Consider the following 21,403-nt stretch of genomic DNA (forward strand, 5'->3'; position numbering starts at 1 on the left):
CATGAACAACGTTGCACTAGAGAAACCGGCAATGAATGCCGCACTGTTGGCCAAGCTTACTGGCCGTCTCGGCGACAAGGCGACCATCGACAAACTCTGTGCCGCCTTTGCGGACGTCTATATCGAATTCATGCCCGACATCTTCAAGAGCGAGACGGGCCTCGAAGTGACGATCGGCTATCTCGGCTGCGATTCTGGCTACAAGAACGACCTGATTGCCGATCTCGGCGCCAACTCGACACTCGTCGATGCAACGCTGCGCAACTGGTCACAGGACATCACGCTTTCCTGCGGCAACGGCTTCATCATCACACTGATGGAAAGCCTGCTGGGTGCCGCACCCGAAACGATCGAGCAGCCAGCCGACCGTCTGCTTTCGGTGATCGAGCTGGAACTTGGCGTCATGGTGTTCGACAAGATCGCCAGCGTGCTGCGTTCCGCGGTCAACGCGCCTGGCGGCTTCGAGCCGATGCTGGAACTGCCGCATGCACTGGAAAACCGCGCAAAGCCTTCCGAAGACAAGCCGGACGAATTTGCGGCGGCGATCAACATGTCAATCACGCTTGCCGGGATGACGTCGGAATTTTCGCTGATCGTGCTGCAGTCGGCGCTGCTCAAGACGCAGATTTCGGCGCCGAAGGCGAAGAGCCAGTCGTCGAAGTCATCGGAATGGGCGGAGCAGATCGGCCACCAGGTCCGCCGCTCGCATGTGACGCTCGAAGCCAAGATCCGCCTTCAGGATCTGACGCTGCGCACGATCTCCAAGCTTGCTGCCGGCGATGTCATTCCGTTCCGAGACGAGCAGGATGTCCGCGTCGAAGTCAGCGCCAACAGCAAGGAATTGTATGTGTGCGAGTTCGGGCGTTCCGGCGAGAATTATACCGTCCGGGTGAAGGATACGATGAGCTCCGACGACGAGCTCATCCGCCACTTAATGAATTAATCGGTTCCCGCCATTTTGGCTGCCACGGCAGCTTGAGGCAAGTTTCAACTGGAATAGTGATTTCATGGCTACGAAGAAAACACAGCAGAACGACGATCTGTCATTGGAGCTTCCGGGCAACGAGGCTGACCTCGATCAGGCGATCGATGATCTTCGCGGGGTGCTGAAGCAGGATTCCGACGGCGGCCTTGCTGATTTCGGCGGCGACGCCGACGCGTTCAGCACCGGCACGGATCTTTCGGCATTTGGCGACTTCGGTGGTGAAGACGAAGCAACTCCGGCATTTGGCGGCGGTGATTTCGGCGGCGACTCGGATTTCGGTGATACCGGTTTCTCGGCATCGAGCGGCGAACCTGCTCCACTTGGCAGCGCGCTGTCTTCGAATTTCGAACTGATCATGGACATTCCGATCGATGTCCAGATCATGCTCGGAAGCAGCCGCATGCAGGTTTCCGGCCTGATGAACCTCAACGAGGGCGCAACGATCGCGCTCGACAAGAGGATCGGCGAGCCGGTTGATATCGTGGTGAATGGCCGCAAGATTGCACGTGGCGAGATCACCGTTCTTGAGAATGACGACACGCGTTTCGGCGTTAAACTGATAGAAGTTTTAAGTACCAAAAAAGCCTGATCCCGGTTTTAGGGACGGAGAGGTTAGACCATGATGGACTTTGACGATTTCAGCGGCGCCATTGCCGGGAAACCGTTGACCCAGGCTGAAAAGGCAGCGGCTGTTCTTCTCGCAATGGGAAAGGGCGTCGCTGGCCGGCTGTTAAAATATTTCACGCAGGCTGAGTTACAGACGATCATCTCTTCGGCGCAGGCGCTTCGTGCGATTCCGCCGGATGAACTGCTTGGCCTCGTTGCCGAATTTGAGGACTTGTTCACCGAAGGCGCAGGCCTGATGGACAATGCCAAGGCAATCGAAAGCATTCTTGAAGAAGGCCTCACCCCTGACGAAGTCGATAGCCTGCTCGGACGCCGCACGGCGTTCCAGGCCTATGAGACGTCGATCTGGGACAGGCTCGGCGAAGGCGACCCGGCCTTCATCGGCAAGTTCCTGCTGCGCGAACATCCGCAGACCATCGCCTATATCCTCTCCATGATGCCATCGTCTTTCGGCGCCAAGGTGCTGATGCAGCTTCCCGACAGCCGCCGCGCCGACATCATGAACCGTACCGTCAATCTCAAGACCGTCAGCCCCAAGGCGGCGCAGATCATCGAAAAGCAGGTCATGACGCTGCTGGCCGAGATCGACGCCGAGAAGAATTCGAGCGGCTCCAACAAGGTCGCCGAGCTGATGAACGAGATGGACAAGCCGCAGGTCGATACGCTGCTCACCTCGCTCGAATCGATCAACCGCGAAGCGGTCAACAAGGTTCGTCCGAAGATCTTCCTCTTCGAGGATCTGCTCTACATGCCGCAGCGCAGCCGCGTCATGCTGCTCAACGACATCTCGGCAGACATTCTGACGATGGCTCTGCGCGGCGCGCCTCCGGAGATCCGCGAATCGGTTCTCGCTTCGATCAGCCCGCGCCAGCGCCGCATGATCGAATCGGACCTGCAGAGCGGCACAGCCGGCATCAATCCACGCGAAATCGCGATTGCCCGGCGCGCCGTTGCCCAGGAAGCGATTCGTTTGGCCAATTCCGGCCAGATTCAGCTCAAGGAAACCGAGGGCGAGGCTTCGGCGGCGGCCTAAGCCATCGGAGCTGTTGACAAATCTCTACTCCTGGCGCTGCGCGGTTGATCGCCATGCCCCGGGGGACTACCCTTCGAACATCAGGCCGCGATCTGTCGCGGCCTTTTGCGTTCAGGGAGTGCGGCTGACTTGGCTGACGATGACGACAAGGACAGCAAAACAGAAGCCCCGACAGGCAAAAAGCTGTCGGACGCGGCCGAGAAAGGCAATACGCCTTTCTCGCGAGAGGTGCCGATCTTTGCGACCGTTCTCGCAACCTATGTCTATCTGACGTTCTACCTGCCGGACGGCATCAGTACGGTCAGCGAGCAGTTACGCGATATTTTCGAGCAACCGGACCAGTGGAAGATCGAGACCGGGCCGGATGCGCTGTCGCTTTTCGTCCATCTTGGCTGGGTGAGCGCCGTATTGTTGACGCCGGCCATGCTGCTTTTCATGTCGTTCGGCCTGATCGCCTCGCTCAGCCAGAACCTTCCCAGCCTGGTTCTCGAACGCATTCGTCCGCAGTTCTCGCGCCTGTCGCCGGCCAAGGGCCTGTCGCGCATGTTCAGCCTGCCGGGCCTGATCGAATTCGGCAAATCCCTGTTCAAGGTCGTCATCGTCGGCATCGTCATGTTCTTCGTGCTGAAGAGCGAATATTTCAGCTCGATCGACTCGATGTTCTCGGACCCGCAGACGTTCTTCGATCGGGCCATGACGATCATGCGCAAGATCGTGCTGATCGTGCTCTTTGCAACCGCCTTCGTTGCTATCGCCGACTTCTTCTGGACGCGCCATCACTGGTTCAGCGAATTGAAGATGACGCGCCACGAAGTGAAGGAAGAAAACAAGCAGTCGCAGGGTGACCCCTTCGTCAAGGGACGCCAGCGCTCCCTGATGCGTGACCGCGCCCGCCGCCGCATGATCGCCAATGTGGAGCGTGCGACGATGGTGATCGCCAACCCGACCCACTTTGCCGTGGCGCTGCGCTATGTGCGCGAAGAAAACGACGCGCCCGTCGTCATTGCCAAGGGTCAAGACCTCATTGCGTTGAAAATCAGAGAGATAGCCGAGAAGAACGGAATCCCGGTTTTCGAAGATCCGCCGCTTGCACGCTCCATGTTTGCGCAAGTCTCGATAGATAGTGTCATCCCGTCAGTCTTCTACAAGGCCGTCGCGGAGCTCATCCACCGGGTGTATGCCGCACAAGCCAAGAACAAGCGGGTCAGATAAGTCGAATGAAGAAATGCCCTTACTCCTCGCAGCGTGAAAGAATTCTTGCTGAGGCGATCAGCCCGGTTGCAACGGAGCTTCGGCTTCTTGACGCTTCCGATCTGATTTCGCTGCTGCGATTCGAGTATTACGGCAATCTCGCCGACCTGGTGGCGTCCGCTGCCGAACTGTTTTTTCATCCGGGCACCGTGAATTTCGGCCTTGGCGGCAATTACACGCTGGAATGGGGCGGCAAGCCCGAAGTCGTGCTCGATCTGGAGATCAAGCCGCGCGGCGTCACTGTCTACGCACAGCTGACGCTTGCCGAAGACCATGCCGGCATCGAGATCAACCACATCGCCTTCCAGGATCCGTCTGCTGATCCAGACGAGAACACGGCGTATCTGGAGCGCAGCCTCAACGAGTCGCGCTACAACGTGCGTCCGGCGCTTCACGCCCTCGCAGGCTAGTCCTTCATCTCATCGAAACGCAGCCCGGCCGGCATGTTCGCGCCGGGCACTTCTTTCTCAGCTGATGTAGCCGAGACGGATCGCCTTGGCGATCGCCTGGATGCGGTTGACCGAATCCAGCTTGATCGTTGCCGAGCCGAGATAGGCGTTGACGGTGTGAACCGACAGACCAAGCTTGTCGGCGATCTCTTCGCTGATGCGGCCGTCACCGGCGAGCTGCAGGCAGGCGATCTCGCGTTCGCTCAAGGCTTCGGCGACAGCCGCGCGCCGCTCGTCCAGCGACAGCAGGTCCATCATGATATGGCTGCTGCGGCCGTGGAGCTCGATGATCGTATCGCTGCCGGGCTCCATGTAGTCGCCAACGAAGACCACGTAGCCGTTACCGTTGGCGCCAAGGCGCACCGGGAACGCCATGCCCGAGAACGGCAGCAGGCCGTCCTTCAGGCGCGTCATGAACGGCGCAAAGGCTGCGGGGCCCGGAGCGGCGCGGTCGTGCCCACCGGCCCATGTCAGCGGTAACAGAGACTTGTCGATATGTTCGAGCAGGACGTCACCGTAGGCATCGACGAAGGCCTTCGCGGCCCCGCTGGATGGTCCCCAGTTCTCAAGCTCGCAGACGAGCCGCTGCTTGGCCGGTACGCCCGATCCGCTGACGCGGTAGACGCCGAAATTCTGTGCGTCGGCCATCTTCTGCATGGCGACCAGGCGCGGAAACAGATCCGAACGGCTGGATACCCTGCTCATCCGCATCGATCTTATCTGCTCTGCATTTCCCATCGTTCTGGTTGACGTCTGCCCCATGTATCCCTCTCAGACCAGACTGTTCCTGACCGCAAATGCAATCGCTTCGGACCGCGTCTTGGTGGCGGTCTTACGCATCACGCTTGTGATGTAGTTGTTGATCGTGTTGCGCGAGATTCCGAGGATCATCGCGATCTCGTCGCTGGTCTTGCCCTCGGCAATCCAGAACAGGCATTCGAGTTCGCGTTCGGTCAGTTCGAAATCGCGATCGGCCTTGGTACCGCCGCAGCGCAGGAAGCTTGCGAAGTATCCGGCCAGCAGACCGACGTCGCGAAGACGCTCGGGCGACAGGATGAAGCCGTCGTCGAACAGGAACATCAGCGACAGGCGGGAACGCCCGACATTGAAGGAGAGCGAGCAATACTGCCGGCTCGCGCCATCAGGCACATCGGCACTGTCAGGCAGCAGAGCGAAACTCGGCTGGAAAAGCTGCATCGACTTCTCGAGCTCGGTCGTGCGCGAGTAACCGCCGACGATGGCGCTGGCCAGATCCTTGACGAGATCGAAGGGCCAATCGGATGAGACGATGAAATCCAGGCCCTCTTCCTGCACAAGGTCAGAGCGGGCAAGCAGATAGTGGGAGGCGCCGACATAATCGGTCAGCGTGCGCATCGCAGGTTGCATCCGGCCGGTTTCTGCGATCTCGCCGAGCTGTTTAATCAGCTCGTCGCGCGAACACAGGCTAGAGGCCTGAAGGCCAATGAAATTCGCCGTCTGATTTTCGCCCTTAAGCGACTGCAATATATGCATATCCATAGGCAGCGTCCTGCGGCTGAAACCAATCTCTGCAAATGCACTAACTGCGCAGGTCCAACGCCGGCCCACGGCAACCCTTACACGAATCACTCAAGCCTAGGCGAAGCGCTCTAAACCGCCATCTCCGAGTTCTGGGGATTTACTCTTGCCGCATTCCATGCGCTGATTCGCAGGCAGTGATCGCTCGATTAATTTCTAGTAAAACTAAATTGATTCTCCCCTTGCCGCAACACAATTCGCGCCTTACGCGAGCGAAGAAAAGACCAAATATCGCACTAATATATAATGTATATCCACTGAAACGTATAATCATCAGCAAAAATTCCAATAACAACTCTAAACATACTTGAAATATCTCCAGATTAACTCTTTCGATATTCTTGTGTATTTCCACATATCACGCAATCAAGAGTATATGCTTTGCCTGGGGATTAAGGCCATTTTGCCACAATCGGACAAAATGTGTTCTGCTTGCGCCACGGACGCATTCCCCCAAAAAAGGTCAGTCAAGCTGACGGACCGGCATGGGACGACCAACGCATCCTGAGGACAAAGAAAAAGGCCGGTTGCCCGGCCTTTGATCTTACGCGGCGTTGTCGACCGCCCATTTTCTGAGGATTTTCGCAGCGCGCTCCTCGTTGATCTCGACCATTCGCGATAGCTTGCGCTCCGGGCCTTCCTTGACACGGCGATTGAAGTTGCCGTCGTCGTCGCCAAGGCTGAGAAGATCCTCGGTGCTGTCGAAGCCGAAGTCCGAGCCAAAGCCGTCCATGAGGGCGCCTCCGCCGCCGGCTGCACCGGCTGGTGCGAAGTCGGGCAGTTCGAGACCGGCCGATTCCGGCGAGCTGTCGCCGATGACCCCTGCCCCACCGACACCGATCGTGCGAGCCAGCGGACGCATGCCCATCCAGACCACGATAAAGGCGACACCCAGGAAGGCCAGCGAGTTGATGATCGTCGCGAGGTTGCGGCTCAGCATGTCGAGGACGCGGACACCGCCGGAGGTACCATCATCCAGAAGCTGGTTTTCGAGGAAGTCCATTGCCGTCACAGTGACGACGTCGCCGCGGTTCGCGTCGATACCAGCCGCAGACGAGACAATGCTCTTCATTTCAGCGAGATAGGCGTCGATCTTGGCCTGATCAGCGGGCTCGCCGACCATCTTGGCGATACGGCCCTTGTTGACGACAACAGCGATGGACAGCTTCTCCATCTTGTAGCTGTTGCGGGTCGTGGCCGTGGTCTTGCTGTTGATTTCGTAGTTGGTCTGCTCTTCCTTCTTGTCCGACTTGTCTTCCGACTGCGGACCTGCGGTACCGCCAGCCTCAGGTGCGGCCTGCGGAACGTTCTGCTCGACCGTCGTCGCGTTGTCGGACTGCTTCTGGGAAGACTGGTTGGCTTCCTTGGTGGTACGGACGGAGCGCTCGACCTTGGATTCCGGATCGTAGGTGGTTTCCTGGATCTGCTGAGCGTCGGTGTTCAGGTTTGCCGTGACGCTGGAGCGGAAGTTGTCCATGCCGAGAAAGGGTGCGAGGGCCTTATCGATGTTGGATTCGACTTCCTGCTGAACGTTCTGGACGATCCCGAGAGAACGATTAAGCGAGTTGTTGCCGGCCTCGTCGCCGGACGCCAGCAGCTGTCCGGTGGAATCGAGAATAGTGACGTCATCGACGTCGAGCCCCGGCACGGCCGAAGCGACGAGGTGACGGATAGAGCTCGCAGCGCTTCGACCCGCCGTAGCGCTTGCACGGATCATAACGGAAGCCGTCGGCTTCTGCTCGGCTTTACGGAAGTTTCCGACCTCCGGCATGACGATGTGGACGCGGGCAGCATTGATGCCCGAGATCGACTGGATGGTGCGACCGATTTCACCTTCAAGCGCGCGAACGCGGGTGACTTCCTGCATGAACGACGTCAGGCCGAGCGAGCCGACCTTGTCGAACAGCTCATAGCCGGCATTGGCGCTGTTCGGCAGACCGCGTTCGGCCAGCAGCAGACGAGCCTTGCCCGTCATACCAGCTGGAACGGTGATGCTCGAGCCGTCGGTGCCGACTTCGAAAGACATGTTGTTTTCGGCCAGCGCCATACTGATCTGATTGAGATCGGGGCTGTCGAGACCTACGTAAAGGGTTTCCTGGGCAGGCTTATTAACAAAAAGAGCCGCAGCCAAAACAATTGCTATTGAAAGAACACCTACACCCGCAAGCGCCAGCAAGCGGGTCCGGCCTAGCGAACCGAGGTTCTTCATGACCTGAACTAATTGATTTAACAGATTCATTCTGTTCTCGCACGATCCGTCAAAGACAAAACAGGCTTATTGCCTCATTCCTTGATAGAGACCGAAACTTGTGCGAGCGTTTCGTCAGGGCATGCTTGGAAGGCAGAGACTAGAAAAAGTCGAAGTCGCCTGCGGCCTTGCTGAGAGGCTGAGAATGGCCGTGGCGCGTGCCGCCACCGAGTGCCTTCTGCATCTCTGCAAGCTTCACGAGGCTGAGTGCCGTCGCAACATCGACGGTCCAGTTCTGCGGGATTTCTCCGGTGATCGTGTCGATGAATTCGGCAAGGCCGCGGGTCTTCTGGACAGCGAGATCGATGCCCTGCATCACCTTCATGCTGTCAGGGGCGTTCAATATGTCTGCGCCACCGATTTCGAGGAGCTGCGGCTCGATACGTTCAATAAGATAGGCAACATCATGCAGCTCGGAAACGATGCGCATGAGAAGGTCCGGCAACGCCTCCAATGGCGAGGGCGGTTCAATGGGGGCGCTAAAAGTCATATAAAAATCCTCGGTATCAGAAAAACTCGATACTAGTTTCAACCGGTTTCGGCGGAGCAGCAGGACGCTGTTCAAGAGCCACAGTCTTTTGCGTTTCAGCACCAGTCAGCGGGTATTGACGGGCACGGCCGGAAACCGGCCAGAATTCCAGCTTGCGGCCATGGTCGCCGCCGGTGCTGGAACCGACCACGGGGATTCCTTCGTCCCTGAGGAACTGCGCGGCAAAAGCGGCATTCTGCTCGCCGACATTGGAGAAGGTCGAGATGGTCTTCGCCCCTCCAAAGATCTTGGCCTCAAGGCGGTCGCGGCGCGCGCCCTGCTTCAGAAGGCCGTTGATCAGCAATTCCATCAGATGCACGCCGTAGCGCGTCGCATCCCCGCCGGTCATCGGCGTATTTCCGGTCCCCGGCAGAAGGAAATGGTTCATACCGCCCACTCCTGCCACTGGATCCCGCAGGCAAGCAGCCACGCACGAGCCAAGAATGGTCGTCAGAACCGCGTTCGGATCATTCAAGACTTTCCATTCGCCTTGGATAATGTGGACACGGCGGGCTGCTGCCTCGACTGTCATTTCAGTGCTCCGAACACGGCTTCAATGGCCGCTTTCATCTTTTCGATGGTGAACGGCTTTGCCAGCACGTTGTTGGCTCCGAGGGCTGCGGCCTTCGTGACCAATGCACGGTCGCCCTGCGCGGTCAGGATGATGAACGCTGCCTTCTTGGTGGCCGGGTTGGTGCGCACGGCCTGCAGCAGACCGAGACCATCCATCTTCGGCATGTTGAAGTCCGAGATGACCAGGTGGTGCGGCTGCTGGGCCATGATCTTCATGCCCTGTTCGCCGTCACCTGCAGAGGTGATCTGCTTGAAACCGAGCTGGGTCAGCGCATCGCTGAGCAGCAGGCGGCTGGTGACCTGATCGTCAACGATCAGAACCTTAATTTTCTCCGCTATCGACATTATTCTGTCCCTTCCTTCCGGGCGGCTGTCATTTTCAGTATTTCTTCGCCGATCGCATTCAGTGGCAGCTGATGCTCAACGGCGCCAAGCTCATAGGCAACACGGGGCATTCCGTAGACCACGCAGGTCTTTTCGTTCTGACCGATGGTGCGCGCGCCGGCATGGCGCATTTTCAGCAGGCCAGCCGCGCCATCGCGGCCCATGCCTGTCAGGATCACGCCGACCGAGTTACGGCCGGCAAGTTCTGCGACGGAATCGAACAGCACATCGACAGAAGGGCGATGGCCATTGACAGGGTCGCGTTCGACGAGCCGGCAGTGCGGCGCCGAGACATTGGCGACCTGCAGGTGTCGTTCACCTCCTGGTGCCAGATAAATCTTGCCAATTTCCAAACGGGCGCCGTCCGTCGCCTCTTCGACCACAGGCGCGCAGAGGCGGTTCAGCCGTTCCGCGAAGCTTTTGGTGAAGGTCGGCGGCATGTGCTGGGTGATGACGGTCGGCGGGCAATTGGCCGGGAACTTCTGCAGAACCGCGATCAGAGCCTCGACACCGCCCGTCGATGAGCCGATCGCGACGATCTTGCGGCCGACGCGGAAATCGGCAACTGCGGGCGGCGCGACGGGAGCTGCGGCCGGGCGCTGGGTGAACTGGCGCTGGGTGCGGGCCGCAGCCTTGACCTTTTCGGCGAGGTCGCCGAACGGGCGAAGATCGCCGGGCGCCGGCTTTCCGATGCAATCGAACGCACCGATCTCGAGGGCTGCGAGGCTCGCCTCGGCACCGCGATGCGTCAGCGTCGATACCATGATCACCGGCATCGGACGCAGGCGCATGATCTTCTCGAGGAAGTCGAGGCCGTTCATGTTCGGCATTTCGATGTCGAGCGTTACGACATCGGGATTAAGCTTCTTGATCGCTTCGCGGGCTTCCAATGCGTCGCCGGCCTGGCCGATGACGCTGACATCCGGATCGGCGCTCAGTACAGCCGTAATCAGGCCGCGCATGGTCGGTGAATCATCGACGACGAGGACCCTTGCAGGAGCACTCATGCCTTCCTCCCAACACCCTTCGTGGTGTAGCGGTAGGTGGTGATACCGATATTGTCGAAGACATTCTTGGCGTCACCGGACACGCGCTCTGAATGGCCGATGTAGAGATGGCCACCCTCCGGCAGAAGCTCGGCGAAACGGGACCAGATCTTCATCTGCGTCGGCTCATCGAAATAGATCACCACGTTGCGGCAGAAGATGACGTCGAACTTGCCCTTGAAGGGCCACTGCGCCATCAGGTTCAATTCATTGTAGGTGATGAGGCGCTTGACGCGGTCATCGACCTGGAATTTGCGGCGGCCCTGGATATCGACTTCCGAGAACCACTGCTTTCGCATGGCGGGAGACACCGTTTCCAGCGCGCTCTCGTCGTAGGCGCCCTGGCGGGCAATCGCCAGAATCTTCGGATCGATATCGGTCGCCAGGATCTTGAAGTCGTAGTCGGCGATATTGGGCATCATCGCCAAAACCGTCAGCGCGATCGAATAGGGCTCCTGACCATCCGACGAGGCAGCCGACCAGATGCGAACGCGGCCGCCCATCTTGGCGCGATGCAGGAACTCCGGCAGGACATTGTCGCGCAGATGATCGAAGTGATGGTTCTCGCGGAAGAACCGCGTGAAATTGGTTGTCAGATGCGACAGCATTTCACGGCGCGGCGCGGCACCGGAGGGCGAAGCCACCAGAGAACAGTATTCACGGAAGCCCGACAGGCCAAGGCTGCGGATATGCTTTGACAGGCGCGAATAGACGAGCGACGCCTTCGTTTCGTTGAGAAAGATCCCCGCGTCCGAGTAGATCATGGCGGCGATCTCCGAGAGGTCGCGGCGGGTCAGCGGATATTCGCCGCTCGCCAGAACCTCGTCAGGACTTCCCTGCCGCACATCTTTTGCACTCATTACGGTCATGCGGCTTCGCTTTCGGCTTCCGGGAAGAGGGCTTCAAGTTCGATAAGGCAGATCATCCGCTTGTCGATCGCCAGGATGCCACGGGCAAATTGGCGCTGGATATCGGATGAGATTTCAGGCGTCGGCTGAATGTTTTCATCCGTCACCGTCAGAATGTCGGACACGGCATCGACCAGCAGACCGACGACCTTCCGCTTGACCTGCGCCACGATAATGACGTGGCGGGCCGACGGTACGGTCGCCCGCATTCCGAGGCGGGCCGACAGATCGATGATCGGCAGGACCGCGCCACGAAGATTGATGACACCCTTCATGTAGCCGGGCGCATGCGGCATTTCTGTCGCAGGCGTCCATCCGCGAATTTCGCGGACCGACATGATATTCACGCAAAATTCCTGGTCACCGATGCGGAAGGCGATGAGTTCGCTATCCCCTTGGTTCAGATTTTTCACGCCGTAGGACATTGTCTTAACCTGCCGCCGCCAAGGAGATTTCTTGCTTCAGGGCCTGGCCGCGCGATGCGCCGACCACCGCATCGACATCGAGGATGAGCGCCACGCGGCCATCTCCGAGGATCGTTGCAGCCGCGATACCCGGAACGTGGGTATAGTTGGCTTCCAGGCTCTTGATGACGACCTGGCGCTGACCCTGGATGGCATCGACCATCAGAGCGCGCTGGCCGCCACCTTCGGATTCCACCAGCAGGGCGACACCTTCGACAGGGTTTGCCTGGGTGGCGCGGAAGTTGAGGATCCGGCCCACATCCACCAGCGGGCAGAAGGAGTTGCGGATCGAGATCAGGCGATGGCTCGCACCAAAGGAGTGGATCGCAGCGGCTTCCGGCTGGAGCGTCTCGACGATTGCCGTCAGCGGCACGACCAGCGTCTGGCCGGCGACCGTGACGACCATGCCGTCGAGGACGGCGAGCGTCAGCGGCAGGCTCATCGTGAAGACCGATCCATGGCCCGGCTTCGAGGTGATGTTGATGCGGCCACCGAGGGCCTGGATCGAGCGCTTGACGACGTCCATACCGACGCCGCGGCCGGAGATATCGGAAATCTTGTCGGCCGTGGAGAAGCCCGGCAGGAAGATCAGGTTGTCGATTTCTTCATCCGACAGGTTGGCATCGGCCGGGATCAGCTCGTTGGCAATTGCCTTCTGCTTGACCTTTTCGCGGTTGATGCCGGCGCCGTCGTCGGCGAGTTCGATCAGGATGCGGCCCGAACGATGCTTTGCCGTCAGGCGAACCGTGCCTTCCGGATTCTTTCCGAGCGCCGTGCGCTTCTCCGGGCTTTCGACGCCGTGGTCGACTGCGTTACGGATCATGTGCGTCAGCGGTTCGGCAAGCTTGTCAATGACCGTCTTGTCGACTTCGGTGTTTTCACCTTCGGTGATCAGGCGGATCGACTTACCGGTCATGTCGGCGATTTCGCGGACGATACGCGACATACGCTGGAAGACCGGCTTCACCGGCTGCGCGCGGATCGCCATGACCGAGTCCTGGATCTCGCGGGTGAGCTGCTGCAGCTCCTCGAGGCCCATGTTGACGGCAGACGTACCGGTCGCGTCGTTTTCGATGACACTCTGCGAGAGCATCGCCTGATTGATGACGAGCTCGCCGACGAGGTTGATCAGGCGGTCGACGCGATCGAGATCGACGCGGATCGTCTGGCCGGCGCTGGCGGCAGCGGCGTTGTTCTGGGCAGCGGCTGCGGCGGCAGCGCTGGCAGCGGCGGCCGATTCTTTCTTCTCGACGCGGGAAGCGGCAGCAGCCATTTGCGTGACGTTGGAAGCCGTCTCGGCGGCGGCAACAGCAGCAGCCGCATCCGACTTGGCCGTTTCGGCAGGTGCTTCAGCGCCTTCGTCGAGAACGGAGAGATCGAAGGGAACCGGCACCATCGGCAGTTCGTCGTTGGAAGCTTCGGCAGCCTTGGCGTCTTCGACAGGGGTGATCGTCAGATCGCAATCCCACTCGGCAAATTCGAAGACGGTACGGATGGCGTCTTCACCCTTGTCCGTGCGGAGCGTAACGTTCCAGAAGAAATAGGCCGCTTCCGGGTCGATCTCGTCGATGCCGACGAGAGCGTCCGTGTTGCAGTAGATGCTCATCTCGCCGAGGCGGGAAAGATCGCGCAGCAGAAGGGTGGCGTCGTTACCCTTCGAGTAGAGATCCGAGCGCGGCTTGAAGACGATCTCGTAGGCCGGCAGATCGGAACCGGTTTCTTCTTCATCGCCGAAATCGCCGAAGGAGAACGGGATCGGCTGAAAGCCGCTGTCGTCGGTCGGTACGGGCGCTGCAGCAACCGGTGCCGGAGCCGGCTTTGCGGCAGGCTTCGGGGCCGGGACTTCGGCAGCGGCGGCGGCCGACGGCATTTCGCCGTGCGCCAGCGCTTCAAGTTCCTTCACCAGGCCGCGGCTGCGCGTTTCATCGACGCTGCCGCCGTCGCGGGCAGCGTTGGTCAGATCCGCCAGAACGTCGGCCGACTTCAGCATGACCTTCAGGACGTCCTGGTTGGGCTCAAGCTTGTTGGAACGAACGCAATCAAGTGTAGTCTCGAACACATGGGCGAAGGCGACGAGATCGTCCAGACCGAAGGCGCCAGCGCCGCCCTTGATCGAGTGGACGGCACGGAATACCGCGTTGACGGTTTCCGGATCGCGATCGCCATCATTCAGTTTCAGCAGACCGGATTCCAGTTCGGCGAGCTGTTCCTCGCACTCCTGAAAAAAGATCTCTTTGATTTCGTTCATATCCATAGGAGAAGTTCCTGGGTTTAAGCGGTTACACGCTCAATGGCATCGATCAGCTTGGCAGGGTCGAAAGGCTTGACGATCCAGCCTGTCGCACCGGCCTGGCGGGCACGGTTCTTCTTTTCAGCGTCGCTTTCGGTGGTCAGCACCAGAATCGGAATCGCACGGTACTTTTCGTTGCGGCGAACGCCTTCGATGAAGCCAAAACCGTCGAGACGCGGCATGTTGATGTCGGTGACGATGACGTCAGGGTTGGATTCTTCGAGGACTTCGAGGCCCTCGACGCCGTCTTCCGCCTGGATCGTCTCGAAGCCCGCATTGTTGAGCGTCACGAGAAGCATGTTTCGGATCGTCCGTGAGTCATCCACGGTAAGCACTTTTTTCTTCATTGCCGGATCTCCTTGGCAAGCAGGTGGTCTACATCGACGCCGACCAGCTGCATGGTTTTTTCGAATGCATCAGACATCTTCGAGAAGCTGAACGACAGCTTGTCCTGATCCCAGGTCTTCTCTGCTGCCAGCAATACCTGCGTGCACAGACCGCCGACCCGCTCGACGCTGGACGCATCGATAACGATGTCGCTACCGCGCATTGCCAGAAGCTTGTCGCGCAGGGGCGCCGCTTCATTGAGGTCGAGTATCGCTGCAAGATTAAGCGTCTTGCCGCTCTTCTTCGCTGCCATCAGCCTGTCCTTGTTTCCTTGTGTCCCGCCCTCGAATGCGAGCGGCCCTCATATTCAGATAGGTTAGTAAACATTCCGCCCTCCGAGGCCTGAAACCTGGCGGGAAAAACCGAAATCTTCGTTGTCGTATTGCTCGTCGAGCGTCACCGGCCGGGCGGCGATCTCGACACGCGGCTGGACCGCCGGACGGGCGATCTGCTGGCGCACCGGCTGCGCATTTTCGCGAGCGATGCGGAATTCGCGGATCGTCTGGCCAAGCTCCAGGATGACAGTATGCAGGTGGTCGGCGCCATCGGCCGAATTGCGGGCAACGCCTGCGCTTGCCGCAACATCGGCGCCGAGGCTTTTCACGTCACCGGTCAGCGCATCGAGGCTCGCCGCGTGCTCACCGGTATTTGCGGCAATGGTGGTGATCGCCTCGTTGATGCCGGTGACCTGGCGGACGATGCTGCCGATCGAATCCTGCGTGCGGCCGACCATCTGTACGCCGGCATCGACCTGCGCCTTGGTGGTGGAAACCAGCGTCTTGATTTCACGGGCCGCTTCCGCCGAACGTTGCGCCAGAGCCCGGACTTCCTGGGCGACGACGGCAAAGCCGCGGCCGGAGTCACCGGCACGCGCCGCTTCGATGCCGGCATTGAGCGCCAGAAGGTTGGTCTGGAAGGCAATCTCGTCGATCGTGCCGATGATCTGGCCGATCTTTTCCGCCGACTGCTCGATATCGGCCATGGCGGATATCGCCCGGCCGACGACAGCGCCACTTTCCTCGGCGGCAACACGCGTCGAGGCTGCGGCCTGTTCGGCAGCGCGGCTTCCCGCTGCACCCTGGCGGACGCTTTCGGCGATGGCCTGCAGTGCAGCGGCCGACGACTGCAGCTCGTCAGCTTGCCCGGCGGCGCGTCCAGCAAACCCCTTCGAGACATCGGAGAGCGAGCGCGTCGATAGCTCTGCTCTCTGTGTCCGGTCGGAGATTTGCGTGAACTCCGTCTGCAGGGTGTCGAGCGCACCATTGAGAGCGGCGGCAATTTCGGCATGAGCGCCGTCAGTCTCGACAGGTGCGCGCACCGTGAGATCGCGGGCGACGAGACCGTCGATGACATCGGCGAAGATGCGGGCGACGTCGTCCTTGTCCTTGGCGCGCTGTTCCGCGAGCAGATGTGCCTGCGATGCACGCAAAGCATTGAAGCGAAGCGACACGGCGATTTCGACATCGACCATGACCAGGCGGATGATCGCGGTCATCATCCCGGTGATTTCCCTGGCGCGGCGCTTTGCACCTGGAAGCAGCGGCTTGCCGGCAAGATCGCCCGCGAGGCCCGAGATCAGATGCTCCAGCATGACGCCGTGACCGGCGACGTGCCAGCGCGGGTCGAGGCCCATCTTGCTTTCGGTATCGGACAGAACCTTGACGCGCTCGGCATAGAGACTGTCGAACCGGGCATCGGTCAGCACATCCCAGTGCGACGATTGCAGGTCGTGCAGCCGGTCGAGCTGGCGGTCGTTCTGAAAATTTTCTGCCGCATCAGGGAAAGCCTGGAAGCGCTGAAAGAGATCGCGCAGGCCGCTCTTCAGCTGGCCCTCGAGCAGCGGGCGGTGACGGCGGACAAGCTCGCATTGCTCGGCATCGAGGCCGGCAAAGCGCAGGCGGTCGCGGAGGCTGCCTGCCTGTGCGCCCTTGGCCTGATCTGATGGCATATCCTGCCGCAATGCCTGTCCCCAACAACATCCGGACCTTGTCCGGTGAAAAAACCGTTTTGCTCCATCCGACGAGCACAATGCAGGGAGGCCCTTGTCACCGGCATATGGCCGGAGAACAGGCGTCTCCCATCAACAGAAATCTGTTTCGGAAAAGAGATGGATACCGGATCGAGCCGGTACGGCGGGACGGCGTCATGCCTGGTGGGAACGAGCAACATTTCCCATTCCGACGTGTATCGCAATGTTTATGGTTAATTCCTTGCTTGAAGGTTAATGCGGATTTTAATCAGCCAAGCTTTTAAAAGCATTCCTGAGCCTACAAACGAAATAGTCCCAAGGAGTTGCAGGCATGCTACAAGTCCTGCGCAAGCTTTGTGTTATATCCCACCCTTAAGACATGACATGATGTCGTTAAGGATAGAGCAATGATTGTTCTCGGACTGGGATCCTGCCTCATCGCAATCGCTACGCTGGCCGCCGTTGCCCTGCTCGATCAAATCGAAGCACGCCGCGGCTCAAGCGATCTGCGCGTTCTCTGAAAAGCCATTCGCTGCGGCATAGTGCGGCTTTCTGAGCTGCCCTTGTTGGCAGCCCTGCCCGGCTGATGTATGGCAGGCGCCTTAACCAGCGGAAGTACCATATGTCAGCCAGAACCGGCCTTTTCATCATTCTTGCCGTCACCCTGTGGCGCATTGTGACGTTGCATTTCGACACGACGGATTTCTTCGTCGACGAGGCGCAATACTGGTTCTGGTCGCAAAATCTCGATTTCGGTTACTACTCGAAGCCGCCAATGATCGCCTGGTTCATCCGCGCCTTCACTGCTCTCGGCGGGTCGAGCGATATCTTCTGGGTGCGTGTCGGCGGCCCGATTGTGCATGCGGCAACCGCCGTTTTGCTGATGAAGCTTGCCAAGCGCTTCGCCGGTCCCGAGATCGAAGGCTGGACGGGCGCGATCTATGTGACGATGCCTGCGGTGGCGCTGTCTTCCGTGTTCTTCTCCACCGACGTCGTGCTGCTGTTCTTCATGACGATCGGCCTCTTGGCCTATGCGGGCCTGACGAAAAAGCCGTCCGTCGGCCTGGCGCTTTTGATGGGGGCTGCGTTCGGATGCTCGTTCCTATCCAAATACGCGATCCTTTTCGTCGTTCCAGGTGGACTCATCGCCCTGCTTTTCGTGCCGGCCGCTCGTATCGCCTGGCGCGACTTCTTCATTTCCGTGGTGACGGCGCTTGTTTTTGCGGCGCCGAACCTCTGGTGGAACTTCACGCATGATGCGACCACCGTTCGCCACACCGAAGACATCGCCAAATGGGACCAGATGAAGCTCGACTTCGCCGGAGCCGGCGAGTTCTTCGCCGCACAATTCGGCGTCGTCGGACCGATCATCTTCTTCGCGATGCTCTGGGCGGCGTGGCGGATGATCAGAGGCAGAAGCAGCGAAACCGAAAAACTGCTCGTCTGGTTTTCGCTGCCGGTCGTCTTCCTGATCACGCTGCAGGCTTTCGTCGCCAAGGCCGAGGCGAACTGGGGCGTCACGGCCTATGTCGCTGGCACCGTGCTTGCCGTCTCCATCCTTGCGCAGCTATGGCCGAAGGGCCTCAAGATCTCGCTCGGCATCGGCGCATTTGCGAGCATCGTCTTCCCGCTGGCAACGATCTTCGCGCATCAACTGGTGCTGCCCGGCGGCAATGAGATCATGAAACGCTATCTCGGCCGTGCCGATATCAGCCGCGAGGCCGCCGAGCTGGCGAAGCAGGCCGGCGCCGCGGCAATCGTCACCGACAACCGCGATTTCATCGCCGACATGTTCCACACGCTGCGCGCCGATCCAGTGAAGATCTACGCCCGGCCGCCGGCCGATTTCCCGAAGAGCTACTACGAGCAGAATTTTGCCCTGCCGGCGGGATCTCAGGAGCCGGTGCTGTTCGTCAGCCGTTACGAACTCACCTGCACCAATGGCGGCACCGCTGAGCTCGTGAAGAGCTGGCAGCCCGCCAATGGCTACTATCGCGGCAAGACTATCTATGCCTACAAGACGCCGGGCACCTGCTTTGACAAGCAATCGTAGCAGATAGCTTAACCGGCATTTCGCGGGGGCAGGCATAGGCCGGTCCCCGCCCCCTCGACATCGACGAATTTCACGCCGCCATCCTCGAAGGCGAGGCGCAGCTGTGCCTCGGTCGCACGATGGATTTCGTGGTGCCGTCCCTCGTAGTCGCGTATCGTGCTGCGCGAGACCGCGGCCTTGTCTGCAAGGTCGCTCTGCGTCCAATCGAGCAGGCCACGTGCTGCGCGGCATAAAGCAGGCGTCAGAATTGTTTCTTTTGCGCCTTGACCCATGATTTTAAGTCACCCATATTGGTCAACATAAGCCATATATGTCATGTTTTGAACGGGAATACCAGATCGGGAGATTGCGATGCCGCACGATACACCTTTGATTTCGACAATTGTCGGGGGTCTCGTGCTGGCGTTTATCTTCGGCGCCATTGCCAACAGGCTGAAACTGCCGCCACTCGTGGGCTATCTGCTAGCCGGTATTCTCGTCGGTCCGCACACTCCGGGTTATGTGGCTGACCAGAACCTCGCCCCCGAACTCGCCGAAATCGGCGTTATCCTGCTGATGTTCGGCGTCGGTCTGCATTTCTCGCTGAAAGACCTCCTCTCCGTTCGAGGCATCGCGGTTCCCGGCGCGATCGTGCAGATCGGTTTTGCGACACTGCTCGGCTGGGGTCTGGGCTGGCTGATGGGATGGCCGACGGGCGGCAGTCTCGTCTTCGGTCTCGCTCTCTCCGTCGCCTCTACCGTCGTCCTTCTCAAAGCATTGCAGGAGCGGCGGCTGGTCGAGACGGAGCGCGGCAAGATCGCCGTAGGCTGGCTGATCGTCGAAGACCTTGCGATGGTTCTGGCGCTCGTCCTCATCCCGGCTGCCGCCAGCATCGGCGGCGGCGAGCATGCGACGGTGGAGCCGCTGTCTGCTGGTCTCAACCGTCTGCTCGGCCTCGATCTCGGCATTGGCGGCATCATCGGCATGACGCTGGTTAAGGTAGCGCTGTTTGTGGCGTTGATGCTGATCTTCGGACGCAAGCTCATCCCCTGGACGATGCATCGCATCGCCCACACCGGCTCGCGCGAGCTCTTCCGCCTCGGCGTTCTCGCCATCGCGCTCGGCGTGGCCTTCGGCGCCTCGAAGATGTTTGGCGTGTCGCTGGCGCTCGGCGCCTTCTTCGCCGGCATGGTTCTCGCCGAAAGCGAGCTCAGCCACCGCGCCGCCCAGGAAAGCCTGCCGCTGCGCGACGCTTTCGCGGTTCTGTTCTTCGTTTCCGTCGGCATGCTGTTCGATCCGAACATCCTGATCGAAAAGCCGCTGCCGGTTCTGGCCACCGTCTTCATCATCGTTATCGGAAAATCGGTGGCGGCCTTGTTGATCGTGCTGCTGTTCCGGAAATCCGTGAGCACCGCGCTGACGATTTCCGCAAGCCTTGGTCAGATCGGCGAATTCTCCTTCATTCTGGCGGCTCTCGGCGTCGATCTCGGCCTGCTGCCGGAAGAAGGCCGCGACCTGATCCTTGCAGGTGCGATCATCTCGATCATCCTCAATCCGGCGCTTTTCTATCTCTGCGATCGCATCAAGCCACTGCTGGAGCGGCCGAAACGCGAGGAAGCACCTGTTGAGGCTGCACCGGCCGAACCCGCCGAGCCGGAAGACGAGGTCCTTCCAACGGCACTGTCCGGCCATGCCATCCTCGTCGGCTATGGCCGCGTCGGCAGCATCGTCGGTCAGAACCTCAAATCCTCGGGCACGCCTTTCCTTGTCATCGAGGATGCGGAAAAGCGGATCGAGGAGCTGAAGGCACAGGGCGTGGAAACAGTAATGGGCAATGCCGCCGCCCGCGAAGTGCTCGATCTTGCCAACCTGACGGGCGCCCGCAGCCTGGTCATTGCCATTCCGAACGCCTTCGAGGCCTGCCACGTCGCCGAGCTTGGCCGCGCGGTCAACCCGTCCATCCTCATCGTCGCGCGCGCCCATTCGGATGCAGAGGTCGAGGCGTTGAAGCAGTATGGCGCCGATACCGTGATCATGGGCGAACGAGAAATCGCCATGGGAATGGTTGACCGGCTGGCTCAAGTGCATCATGACAGTCCAGCCTATGAAGATGGGCCGGAGACTGATACAATTCCGCCAGCGGTCACAGAGCCGCCAGCGAAAGAATGACGGGTTTTTGCGCTTTTGAGCCGGTTTGAGAGCGAGATCGCAAGGAATGATGAGGGAATGCCGGATGCGCGCCGCCTGAGCGCTCGCATTGCCGTTTCCCTCGTGCTTGCAATCTTTGCCTATCTTGGCCTGCTGCTTGGCGGCAACCTCATTCTCGGGCCCGATTCCCAGACCAACAATGCGCTGAGCGCGCCGGGCAAGGAAACGCAGCCGCTGCAGCTGACGGCGCGTGAAGCCGTTCGCGGGCTGCTTGCTACCGACCGCAAGATCGCGCCGAAGCAGACGCTGCACGATTCCGATGCAGCCGCGCTGCCGCTTCTTCCGCATCTCGAATTCGCCGAATGGCCGGCACCTGCGACTGCGGGCGTCACCGATACGGCCACCCGGCCCGCCGCCACGGCGGCCCATCAGCCTCGCGCACCGCCGCTAGCCTGATTTTCCGCGCCACTCGCGCTTCAAGAACATGCAGAGACACAGCCAGCGCCTTGCGCCGGCCTACTTT

At 59.9% G+C, this 21,403-nt stretch carries 22 protein-coding genes; 8 read left to right on the forward strand and 14 right to left on the reverse strand.

The features are described from left to right. The first annotated feature begins 1 nt into the window (after window position 1). The 5 genes from J2X43_RS07725 to J2X43_RS07745 all read left to right on the forward strand — a co-directional run bounded on the left by J2X43_RS07725 (window position 2) and on the right by J2X43_RS07745 (window position 4,306). On the forward strand, window positions 2–943 hold the full coding sequence (locus J2X43_RS07725; RefSeq protein ID WP_112387590.1) for a FliM/FliN family flagellar motor switch protein: 942 nt from the start codon (window positions 2–4) through the stop codon (window positions 941–943). Window positions 944–1,007: 64 nt separating this feature from the next. After that, window positions 1,008–1,574 carry a flagellar motor switch protein FliN gene (gene fliN, locus J2X43_RS07730; RefSeq protein ID WP_310292921.1) on the forward strand — a complete coding sequence of 189 codons (567 nt, stop codon included), beginning with the start codon at window positions 1,008–1,010 and terminating at the stop codon, window positions 1,572–1,574. Between the two features lie 30 nt (window positions 1,575–1,604). Further along, window positions 1,605–2,645, forward strand: a complete 1,041-nt coding sequence (gene fliG, locus J2X43_RS07735; protein ID WP_112387588.1) for a flagellar motor switch protein FliG — start codon at window positions 1,605–1,607, stop codon at window positions 2,643–2,645. Window positions 2,646–2,774: 129 nt separating this feature from the next. Continuing rightward, window positions 2,775–3,857, forward strand: a complete 1,083-nt coding sequence (flhB, locus tag J2X43_RS07740) for a flagellar biosynthesis protein FlhB (protein WP_112387587.1) — start codon at window positions 2,775–2,777, stop codon at window positions 3,855–3,857. Between the two features lie 5 nt (window positions 3,858–3,862). Further along, on the forward strand, window positions 3,863–4,306 hold the full coding sequence (locus J2X43_RS07745) for a hypothetical protein (protein WP_112387586.1): 444 nt from the start codon (window positions 3,863–3,865) through the stop codon (window positions 4,304–4,306). A 57-nt stretch (window positions 4,307–4,363) separates the two neighbouring features. On the opposite strand, the gene visR is transcribed toward J2X43_RS07745, so the two are convergent. From visR to J2X43_RS07810, 13 genes are all read right to left on the reverse strand, one after another. Then, complete coding sequence (gene visR, locus J2X43_RS07750; RefSeq protein WP_112387585.1) at window positions 4,364–5,107, reverse strand: transcriptional regulator VisR; 744 nt, start codon at window positions 5,105–5,107, stop codon at window positions 4,364–4,366. Between the two features lie 9 nt (window positions 5,108–5,116). After that, entirely contained in the window at window positions 5,117–5,863 is a 747-nt protein-coding gene (gene visN / locus J2X43_RS07755; RefSeq protein ID WP_112387584.1) for a transcriptional regulator VisN, read from the reverse strand. 583 nt (window positions 5,864–6,446) lie between these two features. Next, entirely contained in the window at window positions 6,447–8,141 is a 1,695-nt protein-coding gene (gene fliF / locus J2X43_RS07760; protein ID WP_310292929.1) for a flagellar basal-body MS-ring/collar protein FliF, read from the reverse strand. Window positions 8,142–8,250: 109 nt separating this feature from the next. Next, window positions 8,251–8,640 (reverse strand): hypothetical protein, encoded by a 390-nt coding sequence (locus J2X43_RS07765; protein ID WP_112387582.1) that lies wholly within the window; start codon window positions 8,638–8,640, stop codon window positions 8,251–8,253. A gap of 16 nt (window positions 8,641–8,656) precedes the next feature. Next, complete coding sequence (gene cheD / locus J2X43_RS07770) at window positions 8,657–9,211, reverse strand: chemoreceptor glutamine deamidase CheD (RefSeq protein WP_112387581.1); 555 nt, start codon at window positions 9,209–9,211, stop codon at window positions 8,657–8,659. After that, on the reverse strand, window positions 9,208–9,597 hold the full coding sequence (locus J2X43_RS07775; protein ID WP_112387580.1) for a response regulator: 390 nt from the start codon (window positions 9,595–9,597) through the stop codon (window positions 9,208–9,210). The genes cheD and J2X43_RS07775 overlap by 4 nt, the downstream gene beginning before the upstream one ends. Next, complete coding sequence (cheB, locus tag J2X43_RS07780; protein WP_112513971.1) at window positions 9,597–10,643, reverse strand: protein-glutamate O-methylesterase CheB; 1,047 nt, start codon at window positions 10,641–10,643, stop codon at window positions 9,597–9,599. The genes J2X43_RS07775 and cheB overlap by 1 nt, the downstream gene beginning before the upstream one ends. Beyond that, window positions 10,640–11,551 carry a protein-glutamate O-methyltransferase CheR gene (gene cheR / locus J2X43_RS07785; RefSeq protein WP_310292933.1) on the reverse strand — a complete coding sequence of 304 codons (912 nt, stop codon included), beginning with the start codon at window positions 11,549–11,551 and terminating at the stop codon, window positions 10,640–10,642. Before cheR ends, cheB begins: the two co-directional genes overlap by 4 nt. Beyond that, entirely contained in the window at window positions 11,548–12,015 is a 468-nt protein-coding gene (locus J2X43_RS07790; protein WP_112387577.1) for a chemotaxis protein CheW, read from the reverse strand. The genes cheR and J2X43_RS07790 overlap by 4 nt, the downstream gene beginning before the upstream one ends. A 4-nt stretch (window positions 12,016–12,019) precedes the next feature. Continuing rightward, on the reverse strand, window positions 12,020–14,308 hold the full coding sequence (locus J2X43_RS07795) for a chemotaxis protein CheA (RefSeq protein WP_310292938.1): 2,289 nt from the start codon (window positions 14,306–14,308) through the stop codon (window positions 12,020–12,022). Between the two features lie 17 nt (window positions 14,309–14,325). Continuing rightward, window positions 14,326–14,691, reverse strand: coding sequence for a chemotaxis response regulator CheY1 (cheY1, locus tag J2X43_RS07800; protein WP_003570362.1), 366 nt, complete (start codon window positions 14,689–14,691; stop codon window positions 14,326–14,328). Continuing rightward, window positions 14,688–14,984 (reverse strand): STAS domain-containing protein, encoded by a 297-nt coding sequence (locus tag J2X43_RS07805; protein ID WP_112387575.1) that lies wholly within the window; start codon window positions 14,982–14,984, stop codon window positions 14,688–14,690. Before J2X43_RS07805 ends, cheY1 begins: the two co-directional genes overlap by 4 nt. Before the next feature lie 63 nt (window positions 14,985–15,047). Then, window positions 15,048–16,679, reverse strand: a complete 1,632-nt coding sequence (locus J2X43_RS07810; RefSeq protein ID WP_310292971.1) for a globin-coupled sensor protein — start codon at window positions 16,677–16,679, stop codon at window positions 15,048–15,050. A gap of 643 nt (window positions 16,680–17,322) precedes the next feature. Here J2X43_RS07810 and J2X43_RS07815 point away from each other — a divergent pair. Beyond that, window positions 17,323–18,753 (forward strand): glycosyltransferase family 39 protein, encoded by a 1,431-nt coding sequence (locus J2X43_RS07815; RefSeq protein ID WP_310292973.1) that lies wholly within the window; start codon window positions 17,323–17,325, stop codon window positions 18,751–18,753. Window positions 18,754–18,761: 8 nt separating this feature from the next. On the opposite strand, the gene J2X43_RS07820 is transcribed toward J2X43_RS07815, so the two are convergent. Beyond that, entirely contained in the window at window positions 18,762–19,025 is a 264-nt protein-coding gene (locus tag J2X43_RS07820; protein WP_112513973.1) for a helix-turn-helix domain-containing protein, read from the reverse strand. A 79-nt stretch (window positions 19,026–19,104) separates the two neighbouring features. Here J2X43_RS07820 and ybaL point away from each other — a divergent pair, with 79 nt between their 5' ends. Further along, window positions 19,105–20,901, forward strand: a complete 1,797-nt coding sequence (gene ybaL / locus J2X43_RS07825) for a YbaL family putative K(+) efflux transporter (protein WP_112538613.1) — start codon at window positions 19,105–19,107, stop codon at window positions 20,899–20,901. Between the two features lie 57 nt (window positions 20,902–20,958). Further along, window positions 20,959–21,336 carry a hypothetical protein gene (locus J2X43_RS07830; protein WP_310292980.1) on the forward strand — a complete coding sequence of 126 codons (378 nt, stop codon included), beginning with the start codon at window positions 20,959–20,961 and terminating at the stop codon, window positions 21,334–21,336. Window positions 21,337–21,403 lie beyond the last annotated feature (67 nt).

Origin of the sequence: Rhizobium sp. BE258 (assembly GCF_031457345.1) — a bacterium.
Lineage (GTDB): Bacteria > Pseudomonadota > Alphaproteobacteria > Rhizobiales > Rhizobiaceae > Rhizobium.

Bases quoted from the DNA above. Each gene is read 5' to 3' on its own strand.
- J2X43_RS07765 (WP_112387582.1), bottom strand. From the start codon at position 8,640: ATGACTTTTAGCGCCCCCATTGAACCGCCCTCGCCATTGGAGGCGTTG.
- visN (WP_112387584.1), bottom strand. From the start codon at position 5,863: ATGGATATGCATATATTGCAGTCGCTTAAGGGCGAAAATCAGACGGCG.
- fliN (WP_310292921.1), top strand. From the start codon at position 1,008: ATGGCTACGAAGAAAACACAGCAGAACGACGATCTGTCATTGGAGCTT.
- ybaL (WP_112538613.1), top strand. From the start codon at position 19,105: ATGCCGCACGATACACCTTTGATTTCGACAATTGTCGGGGGTCTCGTG.
- J2X43_RS07725 (WP_112387590.1), top strand. From the start codon at position 2: ATGAACAACGTTGCACTAGAGAAACCGGCAATGAATGCCGCACTGTTG.
- cheY1 (WP_003570362.1), bottom strand. From the start codon at position 14,691: ATGAAGAAAAAAGTGCTTACCGTGGATGACTCACGGACGATCCGAAAC.
- cheB (WP_112513971.1), bottom strand. From the start codon at position 10,643: ATGAGTGCTCCTGCAAGGGTCCTCGTCGTCGATGATTCACCGACCATG.
- J2X43_RS07810 (WP_310292971.1), bottom strand. From the start codon at position 16,679: ATGCCATCAGATCAGGCCAAGGGCGCACAGGCAGGCAGCCTCCGCGAC.
- J2X43_RS07820 (WP_112513973.1), bottom strand. From the start codon at position 19,025: ATGGGTCAAGGCGCAAAAGAAACAATTCTGACGCCTGCTTTATGCCGC.
- fliF (WP_310292929.1), bottom strand. From the start codon at position 8,141: ATGAATCTGTTAAATCAATTAGTTCAGGTCATGAAGAACCTCGGTTCG.
- J2X43_RS07775 (WP_112387580.1), bottom strand. From the start codon at position 9,597: ATGTCGATAGCGGAGAAAATTAAGGTTCTGATCGTTGACGATCAGGTC.
- J2X43_RS07830 (WP_310292980.1), top strand. From the start codon at position 20,959: ATGCCGGATGCGCGCCGCCTGAGCGCTCGCATTGCCGTTTCCCTCGTG.
- J2X43_RS07790 (WP_112387577.1), bottom strand. From the start codon at position 12,015: ATGTCCTACGGCGTGAAAAATCTGAACCAAGGGGATAGCGAACTCATC.
- cheR (WP_310292933.1), bottom strand. From the start codon at position 11,551: ATGACCGTAATGAGTGCAAAAGATGTGCGGCAGGGAAGTCCTGACGAG.
- cheD (WP_112387581.1), bottom strand. From the start codon at position 9,211: ATGACAGTCGAGGCAGCAGCCCGCCGTGTCCACATTATCCAAGGCGAA.
- visR (WP_112387585.1), bottom strand. From the start codon at position 5,107: ATGGGGCAGACGTCAACCAGAACGATGGGAAATGCAGAGCAGATAAGA.
- J2X43_RS07805 (WP_112387575.1), bottom strand. From the start codon at position 14,984: ATGGCAGCGAAGAAGAGCGGCAAGACGCTTAATCTTGCAGCGATACTC.
- J2X43_RS07795 (WP_310292938.1), bottom strand. From the start codon at position 14,308: ATGGATATGAACGAAATCAAAGAGATCTTTTTTCAGGAGTGCGAGGAA.
- J2X43_RS07745 (WP_112387586.1), top strand. From the start codon at position 3,863: ATGAAGAAATGCCCTTACTCCTCGCAGCGTGAAAGAATTCTTGCTGAG.
- fliG (WP_112387588.1), top strand. From the start codon at position 1,605: ATGATGGACTTTGACGATTTCAGCGGCGCCATTGCCGGGAAACCGTTG.
- J2X43_RS07815 (WP_310292973.1), top strand. From the start codon at position 17,323: ATGTCAGCCAGAACCGGCCTTTTCATCATTCTTGCCGTCACCCTGTGG.